Consider the following 15317-nt stretch of genomic DNA (forward strand, 5'->3'; position numbering starts at 1 on the left):
AACTTTTCGCAATGGCAAGGAGTAATGAGATGAAAAAGGAATTTGTAGTAATTGGCTTAGGACGTTTCGGTGGTAGTATTGTTAAAGAATTGATTGAACTGGAAGCAGATGTTATGGCGATCGATAAGTCAGAAGAACGCGTAGAGGAATACGCGAATATTGCCACGCAGGCTGTAGCTGTCGATACTACGGATGAAGCTGCATTACGTTCTTTAGGTATCCGGAATTTTGAACATGTTGTGATTGCCATCGGAGAAAACATTCAAGCGAGCATTTTGACAACGCTGATTTTAAAGGAAATCGGTGTACAACGTATTACAGTGAAAGCGCAAAATGATTATCATGAAAAAGTATTGCGTAAAATTGGAGCCGATCAAGTCGTTCACCCCGAGCGAGACATGGGGAAACGAATTGCGAATAACTTGGTTTCCAATAATATTTTGGATTATCTGGAGTTGTCTGATGAATATTCCATTGTGGAGATTCAAGCGAATAATCACATAGCAGGGTCTTCGCTGATCGATTTGGACATTCGTGCCAAATACGGTGTGAACATTGTGGCGATTAAGCGTGGAACCCATATACTCGTCTCTCCGCAAGCGATTGAACAGATAGAAGTTAATGATGTGTTAATTGTGATTGGTTCCGATCTAGATATTCACCGGTTTGAACGAAAGGCATTGCATTGAGTGTGGATTAGGGCGAAAGCGCTGGTGATTCATCATGAAACACTTCTTGTATAGTAAATTAAATAAAAAACTGAAGACATGCTCCGAGTTAATAGGAGTTGTCTTCAGTCTGAAGCAAGTGCTAAAGTGCACTTGCTTTTTTATGTGTTTTAAAGCTCCATGATGACAGGAAGAATCATTGGTTTACGCTTCGTTTTCTCATATAAATAGGGAACGAGTGTATCGATGATGTCGCCCTTAAGATTGTTAATAGAATCCGGTTTAGCAGCCAGTTTACGCTGTAATGTTTTGGACAGCATGTATTGGGCTTCGTTGATCATTGCGCCGGATTCACGCATGTAGACGAATCCACGTGAGATAAGGTCTGGGCCGGATACTAAGCGGTTCTTTTTCGTGTCAATTGTAGCTACCACGATGACCAGGCCATCTTCTGAGAGAATTCGTCTGTCGCGCAGTACGACGTTACCGATGTCACCGATGCCGCTTCCGTCAATGTACACATCACCTGAAGGTACACGTCCAGCAAGTCTAGCTGTCGAGTCAGTAAGTGCAAGTACGTCGCCGTTACCCATGATGAAAATGTTATCGGGTTCAACATCGCAGTCTATTGCGAGTTGAGAATGCATATTCATCATACGGTATTCACCATGAATTGGCATAAAGTATTTAGGTTTGATTAAACGCAACATAAGCTTTTGCTCTTCTTGCGATCCGTGACCAGATGTGTGAATGTTGTTCAATGGACCATGAATAACTTCTGCACCCGCACGGAAAAGTGAGTTAATCGCTTTGTTTACGCTTAGTGTATTACCTGGGATTGGTGAAGATGAGAAAATAACCGTATCTCCAGGTTGGATTTGAACTTGTCTATGTGTACCGTTCGCAATCCGTGATAGTGCAGCCATCGGTTCACCTTGGCTACCCGTACATAAAATCATGACTTTATTAGCGGGTAATCGGTTGAGTGATTGTGCATCGACGAATAAATCTTTTGGAGCATCGATATATCCAAGTTCACGGCCGATCGTGATGGCGTTATCCATACTACGACCGAAGACAGCAATTTTACGACCGAAAATCTGCGCTGATTCAATCACTTGTTGCAATCTATGGATATTGGATGCAAATGTAGCGAAAATAATTCGTCCATCTACTGTACGGAAAATATCATTCAAGCTTTCTCCAACTTTACGTTCGGACATTGTGAAGTTAGGTACTTCTGCATTTGTACTGTCTGATAACAAACAAAGTACGCCTTCACTACCGATTTTGGCCATCTTATGCAAGTTCGCAGGTTCACCGACAGGCGTAAAGTCGAATTTAAAGTCTCCTGTATGGACGATATTACCGGATGGAGTTTTAACCACTACACCAAATGCGTCAGGAATACTGTGCGTAGTTCTGAAGAATGATACTGCTGTTTTACGGAATTTGATAAAATCATCTTCTTCAATCTCATGAATTTCCGTAGTGCGCAACAATCCGTGTTCTTCCAACTTATTGCGAAGTAATCCAATTGCTAGCTTTCCGCCATAGACGGGGACGTTCACTTTGCGTAATAGATAAGGAATTCCCCCGATATGGTCTTCGTGACCATGTGTGATGAAAAGTCCCTTGATCTTATCGATATTGCGTTCAAGGTACGTGTAATCTGGAATCACATAGTCAATACCTAGCAATTCGTCTTCAGGAAATTTGATTCCGGCATCAATAATGATGATTTCATCTTGGAATTGTACACAATACGTATTTTTACCGATTTCACCTAGTCCGCCTAGGGCGAAAACGGCTGTTTCATTGTTTTTAATAGATTTCATTGATTAGACCTGCTCAACGTGAAAGTCTGGGGAAGCTTGTTCATATGTTAAATGCTCGCCTTCCAGCTTTTGTACGTATTCAATCATAAGATCGCGATCTTTCAGTTGATCACGGACTTCTTTTTCTGTTTCAGCTTCTACATACAAGCTGAGTGTGTTCTCGCGGACTGGGACTTCATGTACGTTTAAATGGTAATATACTTTGTAAATCATGTTTAACTCTCCTTTTTACGTTCCTAATAATACATATCATCAATAATAGCATGCAATTTCCCTAAAATAAAGAAAAGCCCACCAATTTAGTTGGCGGGCGTAAAAGTCTAAGCAATCGTCTTTTTACCGAGCAGGCCATTAAGTCGTCTTAGCAATTTGCGTTTTAGACGTTTATACATGGCATCATCACTCCTTGACAAGACTGTAACAGAAAATCGTCGTTCTGTCAAGTTTAAATGCTTTACTCTCTGTCAAATGCTGTGGCACCGGGAATATCTTTGTATGGAGCGCTCTCGTCGATATGGTCATAGAACATAATGCCGTTCAAATGATCCAATTCGTGTTGGAAAGCGATCGCAGGCAATCCTTTTAAACGCTTCTTAATAACGTTACCTTCCTTATCAAATGCTTTAACGGTAATTCTCGCATAACGGGGGACATAACCAGGCACTTCACGATCTACTGATAAACAGCCTTCGCCGGTCTCTATATAGGTTTTTTCGACGGAATGGCTAATGATCTTAGGGTTAATAGCTATAAAGTTTTCTAAAAGATTTTCACCGTCAGGTATATGCAAAGCGAAAATTCTTTTGGATGCATTGACTTGTGGAGCGGCTAAACCGATACCTGAACGTAGGCCGTATTTTTCACCCAACTTGTCATCTTGGCTATTGACGACATACTCCAATAAATCATCGCATAATTGACGGTCTTCATTACTTAAGGGAAAACTCACCTCTTTTGCTTTTAAACGCAATGTTGGGTGACCTTCTCGGATAATATCATTCATTAAAATCATTTCTACTCTTCCTTTCGGATATATTAAGTACTGTATAGTCTATCGTAAACTGGTAACTGACGTGTAGTAAGGGTATATAATCGTAAGAACCAACTTCCTATTATACAGTATAAACGAATGAGAAAAATGGTGAAAGAAAAAAGTATATAAAGCGTCAGGAGGGTAATTAATGAAAAAAGTACTGTGTGTATTGTTTGTGTTCCTTCTACTAACTAGTTGTTCTCGAGAATCTGAAGTAACTCAACAATTTACAGATTTACTTGTTGCAGTGAATGAAAAAGAAAAACAAGGGAACAACTTTGGAAGGAAGTTGTTTGAGAAAGAGCAGAAGGAACAGGCTCTGTTCATTGAGACGATGGAGCTGTCTCAACAACAATACCAGGAAGTGAAGCGGCGAGTAGTTGCGATGAAAAAGTCTGCACATGAACGAGCTCTATTATTAGAAAAAGAGGAAAGTGCTTTACGTGAGTCGAAGAGAGCGATAGACCAAATGTCTGAATGGGTAAAGCAAGCAGATGTAACGAACCAATTAGATGAAGTGGTGGAAGAACATGATGAACGTTCAGAAATACATGAAGCATTCATCATGCAGTATAAAAAGCTACTAGACAGTCAGGCGCAGTTATATACACAACTTGAAGATCAATCCATCCGCGAGCATGAACTCCAAAAGCATGTCAATGTAGTAAATGAATTAATTGCTTCTTGTCAGCGGTTACTTTCGGAATTCAATGATGCGACTAAGGAAGTAAACAGATTAACAGCTCGCGCTTTGAAAAGTTTAGAACAGCAGTAAAGAGGAAATGTAAAGTAAAGAGTTCAAATAGGTGAAACGGATAAGTAGGCATACGACAACTCGTGATCAAGAGATTTTTAGGAATGTAGAGGGTTTGTGATTTGAAATTGCTTTACGGATCCCTGTTGAGTACTTTCATCCATATTGATTTCGTAGTATATGTCACAAAAAACCACCTCTGTACCAATACAGAATAGATATTGTTTTAGTACAGTGTGTTTTTTGAAAAGTATAAAAAACAAGAGAAAGTCTTTAATCACAAGGGTTGACCAAGCGCTCAGTTTTGCGTATACTAATAAACATAAGAAGTTGTATTAACTTTATTTTTTAAATATATAATACAGATACGAAGGAGAGATCAAGATATGGTAGCTAAAAAAGGTAATCAGTATGATCCAGTGAAAGCGCTTCAACTGATTGAAAGCCAATTTGATATGGTGCAAATATTAAACGAAGAAGGAAAGATTGTAGATAAAGACTTGGATCCGAAACTTCCAGATGAAGAATTAGTGGAATTGATGAATCGCATGGTGTATACACGTATTCTTGACCAACGATCCATTTCGTTAAATAGACAAGGACGTCTTGGGTTTTATGCTCCGACAGCGGGGCAAGAAGCTTCCCAGTTAGCTTCTCAATATGCGTTAGAAAAAGATGATTTTATTCTCCCGGGATATCGTGATGTTCCTCAGTTATTATTCCATGGCTGGCCGTTGCATATGGCATTCTTGTGGTCAAGAGGACATTATGCAGGAAGTGTTATTCCTGATGGACTCAGTATCTTCCCGCCACAAATCATTATTGGTGCTCAATATGTCCAGGCAGCTGGTGTAGGTCTAGGCTTTAAGAAAAAGGGACAAAAATCAGTTGTCATTACGTACACGGGTGATGGTGGAACATCGCAAGGTGATTTCTACGAAGGATTAAACTTTGCGGGCGCATTTAAAGTACCTGCGATCTTCGTCATTCAGAATAACCAATATGCAATCTCTACTCATCGTGATGTACAGACAGCGGCAAAAACACTCGCTCAAAAGGGTGTGGCAGCAGGTATGCCAAGTGTATTAGTTGATGGGATGGATCCATTGGCGGTATATGTAGCAACACGTGATGCTAGAGAACGTGCAGTGAACGGAGATGGACCAACACTAATCGAAACTATGTGTTACCGTTACGGTCCGCATACGATGGCTGGCGATGATCCAACACGCTACCGTACATCGGATATTGACGATGAGTGGGAAAAACGTGACCCGATCGTTCGTTTCAGAACATATCTAGAAGCTAAAGGCATCTGGTCTAAAGAGCAAGAAGAAAAAGTCATTGAACGTGCGAAAGAAGAAATTAAAGAAGCGATTAAAAAGGCGGATGGACAGCCTAAACAAAAAGCAACAGACTTTATGAAAATTATGTATAAGGGCGAAATGCCGTTTAACTTACAAGAACAATTGGATGCGTATGCTGGAAAGGAGTCGAAATAACCCATGGCAGAATTAACAATGATTCAAGCGATTACAGATGCACTTCGTACGGAGCTGAAAACAGATGAAAATGTATTGCTGTTCGGTGAAGACGTAGGTGCAAATGGAGGTGTCTTCCGCGCGACGGAAGGCCTTCATAAAGAATTTGGAGAAGAGCGGGTGTTTGACACTCCATTAGCCGAATCTGGTATTGGTGGATTGGCGATTGGACTAGCGCTTACTGGTTTCCGTCCTATAATGGAAATCCAATTCTTTGGTTTTTTATTTGAAGTAATGGATTCTGTGAGTGGTCAAATCGCAAGAATGAACTTCAGAACAGGTGGACATTTCAATGCGCCAATTACAATTCGTGCACCATTTGGTGGCGGTGTAGCGACTCCTGAAATGCATGCGGATAGCTTGGAAGGTCTTGTAGCATCACAACCTGGCTTAACAGTAGTAATTCCGTCGACTCCTTACGATGCAAAAGGGCTACTCATATCTGCGATTAAGAGTGATGATCCTGTAATTTTCTTGGAGCATATGAAACTATATCGTTCATTTAGACAAGAAGTTCCTGAAGAAGAATATTCTATACCTTTAGGAAAAGCTGATGTGAAACGTGAAGGTAAAGATTTGACGATTGTCACATATGGTGCAATGGTGCAAGAAAGCCTAAAGGCGGCTGAAGCACTTGAAAAAGAAAATTACTCAGTGGAAGTAATTGATTTACGTACGATTCAGCCTCTAGATATAGAAACTATTATTCAATCTGTTGAAAAAACGAACCGTGCAATCGTAGTACAAGAAGCACAGCGACAAGCAGGAATTGCGGCTAACGTGGTTGCTGAGATTACTGAACGTGCGATCTTGAGCCTAGAAGCTCCTGTGTTACGTGTAACAGCACCGGACACGGTATATCCATTTGCAGCGGGCGAAAATACTTGGTTGCCTAATGCGAAAGACATTGCAGCGAAGGCGAAAGAAGTTCTGACATTTTAAATACTGATTGGACAAACCAGGAAGGGTGAATTACGTGACTTATGAATTCCGATTACCAGATATTGGTGAAGGTATACACGAAGGGGAGATCGTCAAATGGTTCGTAAAACCAGGCGATGAAATCCAAGAAGATGATACATTACTAGAAGTACAAAATGATAAATCCGTAGTAGAAATTCCGTCACCTGTATCAGGTACAGTTGAAGAAATTTATGTTACTGAAGGTACTGTGGCAGTTGTTGGAGATAAATTAGTGCGTTTTGATGCACCAGATCATAATATTCCAGATCATGAGGACGATGAAGATAGTACGGATACTTCTAAAGAAGAAGCAAGTGCAGAAAAATCTCACGAACAAGTAGGGGAAGCACTTGGTAGCGTAGATTCCAAGAAACCTGATCAAGCATCTGAAGAACAACCACCGGCACAGCCCCAAGAAGAACAACCGGCTAAGCCATCTACTAGTGAGGTGGATGAAAATCGTCGAGTCATCGCAATGCCGTCTGTTCGTAAATATGCACGTGAACAGGATGTAACGATAGCACAAGTCGCCGGTAGCGGGAAAAATGGTCGTGTACTAAAAGAAGACATAGATTCATTTAAAGCCGGAGATCAACAACCTGTTGATGAAACGACGAATTCACAGCAAGATGCGGAAACACCTTCAACTGCGGAGAAACAAGCTCCTGTCTTCGAAGGCGAATTCCCAGAGACTCGTGAGAAATTGTCTCCTATGCGAAAAGCTATCTCGAAAGCTATGTCGAACTCCAAGCATACAGCGGCTCATGTTACATTGCTGGATGAAGTCGACGTCACTGCATTAGTTGCACATCGTAAAGAATTCAAAGCGATTGCAGCAGAGAAAGATGTGAAGTTAACGTATCTTCCGTATGTAGTAAAAGCACTTGTGGCGACACTGCGCGAGTTCCCTCAACTAAATACGTCATTGGACGATGAGACAGAAGAGTTAATCCAAAAACATTATTATAATATTGGAATTGCGGCAGATACGGATCGCGGTCTAATGGTTCCGGTCGTGAAAAATGCTGATCGTAAGTCGATGTTTGCCATCTCAAATGAAGTGAATGAGCTCGCTGGAAAAGCGCGAGATGGAAAACTTCAAGGAGCAGAAATGAAGGGTGCTTCTTGTACAATCACGAATATTGGTTCTGCAGGTGGACAATGGTTTACACCGATAATTAATCACCCGGAAGTAGCGATTTTAGGTATCGGAAGAATTTCTGAAAAACCTGTAGTAAAAAATGGTGAAATTGTAGCGGCACCTATGTTAGCATTATCTTTAGTGTTTGATCACAGAGTGATTGATGGCGTAACGGGACAATTAGCGTTAAACTATCTTAAGGAATTAATTAGTAATCCATCACTTTTATTAATGGAGGCGTAAATCACATGGTAGTAGGAGATTTTCCAATCGAAGTTGACACACTCGTAGTAGGTTCAGGTCCAGGGGGATACGTTGCAGCAATACGTGCAGCTCAACTGGGTCAAAAAGTTACAATCGTGGAAAAAGGTACAATTGGCGGAGTTTGTTTGAACGTCGGATGTATTCCTTCCAAAGCAATGATCTCCGTTGGACATCGCTTTGTGGAAGCACAGAATGCAGATGCAATGGGAATTACTGCGAAGTCTGTCGAATTAGACTTTTCTAAAGCAATGAAGTTTAAGGAAAGCGTTGTTTCTAAGTTAACTGGTGGCGTATCTGGTTTACTAAAAGGAAATAAAGTAGAAACGGTTGCAGGTGAAGCATATTTCGTAGATGCAAATACTGTACGCGTGATGACAGAAAACTCTGCCCAAACATATAAATTCAACAACGTGATTATCGCAACGGGTTCACGCCCGGTTGAAATACCTTCATTCAAATTTACTGACCGTGTAATCAATTCTACTGGCGCTTTAAATTTGAAAGAATTACCGAAGAAGCTTGTCGTTGTGGGTGGCGGCTATATTGGTACAGAGCTTGGTTCAGCTTATGCTAACCTAGGATCTGAAGTAACCATTCTTGAAGGTGCGGATGATATCCTGGCTGGTTTCGAAAAACAAATGACGCAGATCGTTAAAAAAGGTCTGAAGAAAAAAGGCGTTGAAGTAGTTGTAAGCGCATCTGCTAAAGGCGTTGAAGAAACAAAAGATGGCGTCGTAGTCACATATGAAGCTAAAGGTGAAGAAGTGAAAATTGAAGCGGACTACGTTCTTGTAACTGTAGGTCGTCGTCCAAATACAGATGAAATCGGTTTGGAAGGCCTAGGCTTGAACATGTCTGACCGCGGTTTGATCGAAGTGGACAAGCAGTGCCGTACGAATGTACCGAATGTGTATGCAATCGGTGATATCGTAGCAGGTCCTCAGCTTGCACACAAAGCTTCTTACGAGGCGAAAGTAGCGGCAGAAGCTATTTCTGGAGAGAAATCTGAAGTAGACTATATGGCTATACCAGCTGTATGCTTCACAGATCCAGAACTGGCAACTGTTGGCTTAAATGAAAAACAAGCAAAAGATGAAGGGTATGACGTAGTAAGCGGTAAATTCCCGTTTGCAGCAAACGGACGTGCGCTTTCATTGGATGCTACAGAAGGTTTCGTGAAGCTTGTAGGTCGTAAAGAAGATGGCTTGTTGCTAGGCGCGCAAATCGTTGGAGCAAACGCTTCTGACATGATTGCGGAACTTGGTTTAGCGATTGAAGCAGGTATGACGCTTGAAGATATATCTATGACAATCCATGCGCACCCTACACTAGGCGAGATTTCTATGGAAGCAGCAGAAGTTGCTCTTGGTAAGCCGATTCACATGATGACGAAATAAAACAGCTAGAATTGAACAGCCCATGGGAATATTTTTCTCATGGGCTTTTTTAGATTTTGATAAAGGGGGATGTTTATGTGGAAAACTAGAGTGACAGAACTTTTCGGAATTGAATACCCGATTGTGCAAGGTGGACTCGCGTATTTGGCTTATTCAGACCTTGCCGTTGCCGTTTCGGAAGCGGGTGGACTCGGCCAAATTACAGCAATGAGTCTCCCTTCGCCTGCAGCATTGAAAGAAGAAATTCGCAAAGTTCGCGAAAAAACAGATAAACCTTTCAGTGTGAATTTTGCAATTGGTAATCATGGTCGATCATATGAAGCAATGGTGGAAGCTGCACTTGAAGAAAAGATTACTGTTATTTCGGTTACAGGGGGAAATCCTGCACCTCTTTTTGATATGCTTAAAGGGACTGATGTGAAGAAAATGGTGTTAGTCGCTGCTAGAAGACAAGCACAAAAGGCTGAAGAGATTGGTGCGGACGCTGTTATTGCTGTTGGACAAGAAGGTGGCGGGCATTTAGGGCGTGATGATATAGGTACGATGGTATTGATTCCAAGAATTGTAGATTCCGTCAGTATACCGGTCATTGGATCCGGAGGTATTGGTGATGGACGAGGTTGGATGGCTGCACAAGCACTCGGGGCAGAAGGAATTGAGATGGGGACTCGTTTCATAGCGACGAAAGAATGTGTCGATGCGTCACCAGCTTATCTGGATTCTCTTTTGGCAAGCAGTGAACAAGATACAACAGTTATTAAACGCACAATCGGTGCACCTGCACGCGCATTAACAAATCAGTGGACTGACAAAATTCTAAAATTGGAAGCGGAAAATGCCGGCTATGAAGGATTGAAAACATTCATTAGCGGGGACGCGAATCGAAAGTTCATTCATGATGGAGCAAAAGACCAAGGTTTTGGTTGGGGTGGTCAAGTAGCGGGTATGATTGAAGATGTTCCAAGCGTCGCTGAATTGTTTGAACGAATGAAAAATGAAGCAAACGCTATACGAGAAAAATGGAGTGTCAGATAAGGAGAGAAGTAAATGGCAGGTTATCAATATCCGCTACGTGCAGATTGGTCAACAGAAGAAATTGTTAAGGTAGTCAACTTTTTTACAAAAGTAGAGCAAGCATATGAATCGAATATTGAACGAAATGAATTTATGGAATACTATCGAGCTTTCAAAAGTGTAGTTCCATCCATGGCTGAAGAAAAAACGTTGTGCAAGGAATTCGAGGAAAGTAGTGACTATGTAGCATTTCGTGTAGTGAAAGCGGCAAAAGAAAGTCAACCAGGCGAACTATTAAAAGTGAAAAAGTAAGTAAAGCAAAAAAAGGTTGGGACAGAACAGAAAAAACGTAAGGGGGTTTATGAGTCCCTTTACGCTTTTTTCTGTTCTTATCAGTAAATATTTTTTTAGAGTATCGGAGTGCAGGGAAACGGGGGAAGATAGTTATGTCCCAGCCTCTTTATTTTTAATCTCACTTTTACATGGGCTCTTTTCTCCGGAATTCCATATTAGTTGAATGTAATAGGAAACATTCGCCCAGTACGTTAATCAACGGTGTGTTATTATTTGCCATGTTGATTTTCAATCAAAGGAATGAATAACTACATCGTAAACAGGCAATAACTTCGTGAACGTATCCTCTGCATACTCATAAAACTGCTCTTCACTCATTTTGGTTGCCTCATCTCTAGATAGGTGCCGACCAACTAAAAACTCTGCCTTTTTCACAGTTTGTAGACGATCCAATAATTTCTCAAGTCCTTCTGTACCTACTTCACTTATACGCTCAGCTTCAGGTTTCATATGATCTCCGGACACAACAAAATCGTTCGGTAACGAGGACAGGACATGCAATTCTTTTTCCAAACGTTCAGCAATCCCTTTTTTATCGGGATTTTCATAAATAATTGCCAGTACGATGAATAAATGAGAGCCCCATAAGCCAATCTGAAAGTGAGGTAGCGCTTTATAACCTCGCTTGGCAGGAGCAAATGCCACCCAGCTATCTCGTGGCGGATTTACAGTGCGTCTTGCGTGTTTTGCGACATGAGGGAAAAATTCACCCGTACCGTGTGCGGAAAGGCGGTGTGCAAAATGATTTCCTAATTCTATGAATTTCGGTTGTATCTTTTTCTGCAAAGCTGTCATGCGATGATCTAAGCCATCAATGCTAAAAACATCAAAATCATTTGATGACCAATAAGACTGAATCAAGAAAATCTCCTCCAGTTTGTAGTGACTACGTTTATCTTACCAGTAAACGGGGAATAATTTAAATTAACAAGGCTTCTAACCAATAAGAGTCGGAATCTTTGCATATCTTACTTATAAGGCGGTTAGAGTCAAATATTACCTAAAAGGGGTGCTACTTATGAAACAGGTCGTTCATTTTATCCGAAAAGAAGATGTTGAGAGAGAATATGTGAGAACATTACAATTGGAATTGGATTATGAATTAGCTACTCTATACGACGCACTACAAGACGAAGACACGGTTCAGGAAGATAAAAGTAAACTACGATTAATGGAAATTCACAATGAAATGGAGAAACTTGATGTTTTCTCGATGTAACTATAGTTTAATAAAAGACATCCCCATTTTACTTCAGAATTGAAGAAAATGTGACGGGGTGTCTTTTTACTTAATATGCTATAACTGTTATCTCTTTTGTTCCGTTGCCTCTGTGTTATACTAGCGATAGTCGGAATGGGAAGAGGTGGCAGAATGAATCTTAATGCGATAGATCGATATGCGAAATCGTTGATCAAAGAGGCTGGCCACAAAATACGCGTGTCTTTTTTTAGTACAATTGACATCGATTCAAAGGCAGACGCTAACGATTTAGTTACCAATATCGATAGAGAAGTCGAAAGCTTTTTTGTTGAACGGGTAAAACAAGACTTTCCGGAGCATAAAATGGTTTCAGAAGAGGGATTTGGAGATAAGATCACTTCGCTTGACGGAGTAGTTTGGTTCCTGGATCCAATTGATGGAACGATGAATTTTATCCATCAAAGAAGAAACTTTGCGATTTCATTGGGGATTTATGTAGACGGCGTGGGGATGCTGGGCTACATATATGATGTAATGCGGGATGAGTTATACCATGCAGCGAAAGATGAAGGTGCTTATTTCAATGATGAGCGTCTTCCGCAGTTGGAAATTACACCACTTGAAGATGCAATTATCGGCATCAATGCTAGTTGGGTTGCTCCAAACCATCGAGTGGAAAATGAAAAGATTATTGAGCTCGTCACACGTTGCCGCGGAACACGTTCATACGGTTCGGCTGCGATTGAACTAGCATATGTATCGTCAGGAAGGATTGACGCGTATATTTCTATGCGGCTAGCACCTTGGGATATAGCTGGTGGAATCGTTATTGCGCAAGAAGTAGGGGCTGTAGCGACAAACTTAGAAGGTGTGAGACCGCATCTCCTTGGAACTGACACATTTATTGTCACACGTCCAGGATTACATGAGGAAATTTTATCAAAATATATCCGACTAAAATAAAAAAAGGGGCTGTTTGTTAAACCTACACGGTTTAATGTACAGTCCCTTTGCGTTATTTAAAGCGTGCCTTCTCTACGCATACGTGCTTTTGTTTTGAATCCATTACCCATTATTAATACTAGAGCGACAATTGCGAGAATGACAACCAATATGCTACGCATACCTACTCCCACGCCTATTGCAGACATGGAAAGTACAGCGCCGAGTGAATACATTACGAAAATCCACTTAATGTCTTTCAAAAAAATCCCTCCATATAAATTAAAATATTATTTAATTGGACTATCTTGTGCTATAATAACACAGTTGAACATCTGAAATAAAGATAAACGGAGTGAAAAAATGACAAACGAACGTACTGATCTTAGAAATATTGCAATTATTGCCCACGTAGACCATGGTAAAACGACATTGGTCGACCAATTACTTAAACAATCCGGTATTTTCCGGTCGAATGAGCACGTAGATGACCGCGCAATGGATTCAAACGAACTAGAGCGTGAACGAGGAATTACGATTCTAGCTAAAAATACAGCTATTGAATATAATGACACAAAAATCAACATCATGGATACACCAGGACACGCCGACTTCGGTGGTGAAGTAGAACGTATCTTGCGTATGGTAGACGGCGTAATTTTAGTTGTCGATGCATTTGAAGGTTGTATGCCACAAACTCGTTTTGTATTGAAAAAAGCATTGGAAACAAACCTCAAGCCAATCGTTGTTGTAAATAAAATTGACCGTGAATTTGCAAGACCAGAAGAAGTAGTAGACGAAGTGCTTGAATTATTTATAGAGCTCGATGCAAACGATGAGCAATTAGAGTTCCCAGTCGTGTATGCTTCAGGATTTAACGGTACAGCAAGTCTTTCTCCTGATCCAGAAACACAGGAAGACACATTGCGTGTACTTTACGAATCCATTTTAGAAAATATTCCTTCACCAATTGATAACCGCGATGAGCCACTTCAGTTCCAAGTGTCATTATTGGACTATAACGACTATGTAGGCCGTATTGGTATCGGACGTATTTTCCGTGGAACGATGAAAGTTGGAGAACAAGTCGCAGTACTTAAGCGTGACGGTTCAGTAAAGAACTTGCGCGTAACCAAATTATACGGTTTCTTAGGCTTGAAAAGAGTCGAAGTACAAGAAGCATATGCGGGTGACCTCGTAGCGGTTTCTGGAATGGGAGATATTGACGTAGGTGAAACAGTTTGTCCTACTGATCATCAAGAGGCCCTTCCTGAACTTTATATCGATGAACCTACGTTGCAAATGCGTTTTCTTGTGAATAACAGTCCTTTTGCAGGCCGCGAAGGTAAATGGGTAACAGCACGTAAAATTCAAGAACGACTAGATCAACAGCTTGAGACTGACGTTTCATTGCGTGTGGATCCAACAGACTCTCCAGATGAGTGGATTGTATCCGGCCGTGGAGAATTGCACTTGTCTATTCTTATAGAAAATATGCGTCGTGAAGGTTATGAACTTCAAGTATCTAAGCCTCAAGTAATCATTCGTGAAATTGATGGCAAGCGGAGCGAGCCTTTCGAGCGTGTACAAATTGATGTACCGGAAGAACACACTGGATCTATCATCGAGTCTATCGGTGAGCGTAAAGGTGAAATGTTGGATATGATTAATAACGGAAACGGCCAAGTGCGATTAATCTTCTTAGTTCCTGCTCGTGGATTGATCGGGTATACAACAGAATTCTTGACACTAACACGTGGATACGGAATTCTTAACCATACATTTGACAGCTACAAGCCGGTTACTTCAGGTAAAATTGGCGGCAGACGTCACGGTGTACTGGTTTCCATGGAGAACGGTACAGTTACTGGTTACAGTATAATGCAGTTAGAAGACCGTGGAACCATGTTCGTGGAAACAGGTGCAGAAATTTACGCAGGTATGGTAGTAGGGGAAAGCAACCGTGATAGCGACTTAACAATCAACTTGACGAAAGTCAAGCACGCTACTAACGTTCGTTCAGCTACAAAAGATCAAACCGTTACGACGAAAAAACCTCGTATTATGTCGCTTGAAGAAGCATTGCAATACATTGGCGATGACGAGTACTGTGAAGTGACACCACAAACTATTCGTTTGCGTAAAAAAGTTCTTGATAAGAACGAACGTGAACGTGTAAATAAAAAGAAGAAACTTGGCGAATAATA

The 15317-nt window shown here is 41.0% G+C and carries 16 protein-coding genes; 11 read left to right on the forward strand and 5 right to left on the reverse strand.

From position 1 onward, the window contains the following. The first annotated feature begins 29 nt into the window (after nt 1-29). Complete coding sequence (locus CSV61_RS02320) at nt 30-689, forward strand: potassium channel family protein (RefSeq protein WP_099637974.1); 660 nt, start codon at nt 30-32, stop codon at nt 687-689. Nucleotides 690-838: 149 nt separating this feature from the next. Here the strand turns inward: CSV61_RS02320 and rnjA are convergent, their stop codons facing one another. From rnjA to def, 3 genes are all read right to left on the reverse strand, one after another. Further along, nucleotides 839-2506, reverse strand: a complete 1668-nt coding sequence (gene rnjA / locus CSV61_RS02325) for a ribonuclease J1 (protein ID WP_029052430.1) — start codon at nt 2504-2506, stop codon at nt 839-841. A gap of 3 nt (nt 2507-2509) precedes the next feature. After that, nucleotides 2510-2719: a DNA-dependent RNA polymerase subunit epsilon gene (locus CSV61_RS02330; protein WP_083035308.1), complete on the reverse strand. Its 210-nt coding sequence runs from the start codon at nt 2717-2719 to the stop codon at nt 2510-2512. Nucleotides 2720-2960: 241 nt separating this feature from the next. Further along, entirely contained in the window at nt 2961-3518 is a 558-nt protein-coding gene (def, locus tag CSV61_RS02335) for a peptide deformylase (RefSeq protein WP_099637975.1), read from the reverse strand. Nucleotides 3519-3687: 169 nt separating this feature from the next. Between def and CSV61_RS02340 the strand changes: the two genes are divergently transcribed. The 7 genes from CSV61_RS02340 to CSV61_RS02370 all read left to right on the forward strand — a co-directional run bounded on the left by CSV61_RS02340 (nt 3688) and on the right by CSV61_RS02370 (nt 10925). After that, nucleotides 3688-4314: a YkyA family protein gene (locus tag CSV61_RS02340; RefSeq protein WP_099637976.1), complete on the forward strand. Its 627-nt coding sequence runs from the start codon at nt 3688-3690 to the stop codon at nt 4312-4314. 365 nt (nt 4315-4679) lie between these two features. Beyond that, a complete protein-coding gene (gene pdhA / locus CSV61_RS02345; protein ID WP_099637977.1) occupies nt 4680-5795 on the forward strand; it encodes a pyruvate dehydrogenase (acetyl-transferring) E1 component subunit alpha in 1116 nt (371 codons plus the stop codon). Between the two features lie 3 nt (nt 5796-5798). Beyond that, nucleotides 5799-6776 (forward strand): alpha-ketoacid dehydrogenase subunit beta, encoded by a 978-nt coding sequence (locus CSV61_RS02350; protein WP_099637978.1) that lies wholly within the window; start codon nt 5799-5801, stop codon nt 6774-6776. A 34-nt stretch (nt 6777-6810) separates the two neighbouring features. Continuing rightward, nucleotides 6811-8181: a dihydrolipoamide acetyltransferase family protein gene (locus tag CSV61_RS02355; RefSeq protein ID WP_099637979.1), complete on the forward strand. Its 1371-nt coding sequence runs from the start codon at nt 6811-6813 to the stop codon at nt 8179-8181. Nucleotides 8182-8186: 5 nt separating this feature from the next. Beyond that, a complete protein-coding gene (lpdA, locus tag CSV61_RS02360) occupies nt 8187-9599 on the forward strand; it encodes a dihydrolipoyl dehydrogenase (protein WP_099637980.1) in 1413 nt (470 codons plus the stop codon). 75 nt (nt 9600-9674) lie between these two features. After that, nucleotides 9675-10634, forward strand: coding sequence for an NAD(P)H-dependent flavin oxidoreductase (locus CSV61_RS02365; protein ID WP_099637981.1), 960 nt, complete (start codon nt 9675-9677; stop codon nt 10632-10634). Nucleotides 10635-10646: 12 nt separating this feature from the next. Next, entirely contained in the window at nt 10647-10925 is a 279-nt protein-coding gene (locus CSV61_RS02370; RefSeq protein ID WP_099637982.1) for a UPF0223 family protein, read from the forward strand. A 270-nt stretch (nt 10926-11195) separates the two neighbouring features. Here CSV61_RS02370 and CSV61_RS02375 read toward each other — a convergent pair whose 3' ends face one another. Further along, nucleotides 11196-11825 carry a YktB family protein gene (locus tag CSV61_RS02375; RefSeq protein WP_099638220.1) on the reverse strand — a complete coding sequence of 210 codons (630 nt, stop codon included), beginning with the start codon at nt 11823-11825 and terminating at the stop codon, nt 11196-11198. 160 nt (nt 11826-11985) lie between these two features. Here CSV61_RS02375 and CSV61_RS02380 point away from each other — a divergent pair, with 160 nt between their 5' ends. Continuing rightward, complete coding sequence (locus CSV61_RS02380) at nt 11986-12186, forward strand: hypothetical protein (RefSeq protein WP_099637983.1); 201 nt, start codon at nt 11986-11988, stop codon at nt 12184-12186. 153 nt (nt 12187-12339) lie between these two features. Continuing rightward, nucleotides 12340-13131 (forward strand): inositol monophosphatase family protein, encoded by a 792-nt coding sequence (locus CSV61_RS02385; protein WP_083035318.1) that lies wholly within the window; start codon nt 12340-12342, stop codon nt 13129-13131. A 56-nt stretch (nt 13132-13187) separates the two neighbouring features. Here the strand turns inward: CSV61_RS02385 and CSV61_RS02390 are convergent, their stop codons facing one another. Further along, entirely contained in the window at nt 13188-13373 is a 186-nt protein-coding gene (locus tag CSV61_RS02390) for a YlaF family protein (RefSeq protein ID WP_083035319.1), read from the reverse strand. A 100-nt stretch (nt 13374-13473) separates the two neighbouring features. Between CSV61_RS02390 and typA the strand changes: the two genes are divergently transcribed. Next, entirely contained in the window at nt 13474-15315 is a 1842-nt protein-coding gene (typA, locus tag CSV61_RS02395; RefSeq protein ID WP_083035320.1) for a translational GTPase TypA, read from the forward strand. Nucleotides 15316-15317: the final 2 nt, after the last annotated feature.

The organism is Sporosarcina sp. P3 (assembly GCF_002743415.1).
GTDB classification, from domain to species: Bacteria; Bacillota; Bacilli; order Bacillales_A; family Planococcaceae; genus Sporosarcina; species Sporosarcina ureae_A.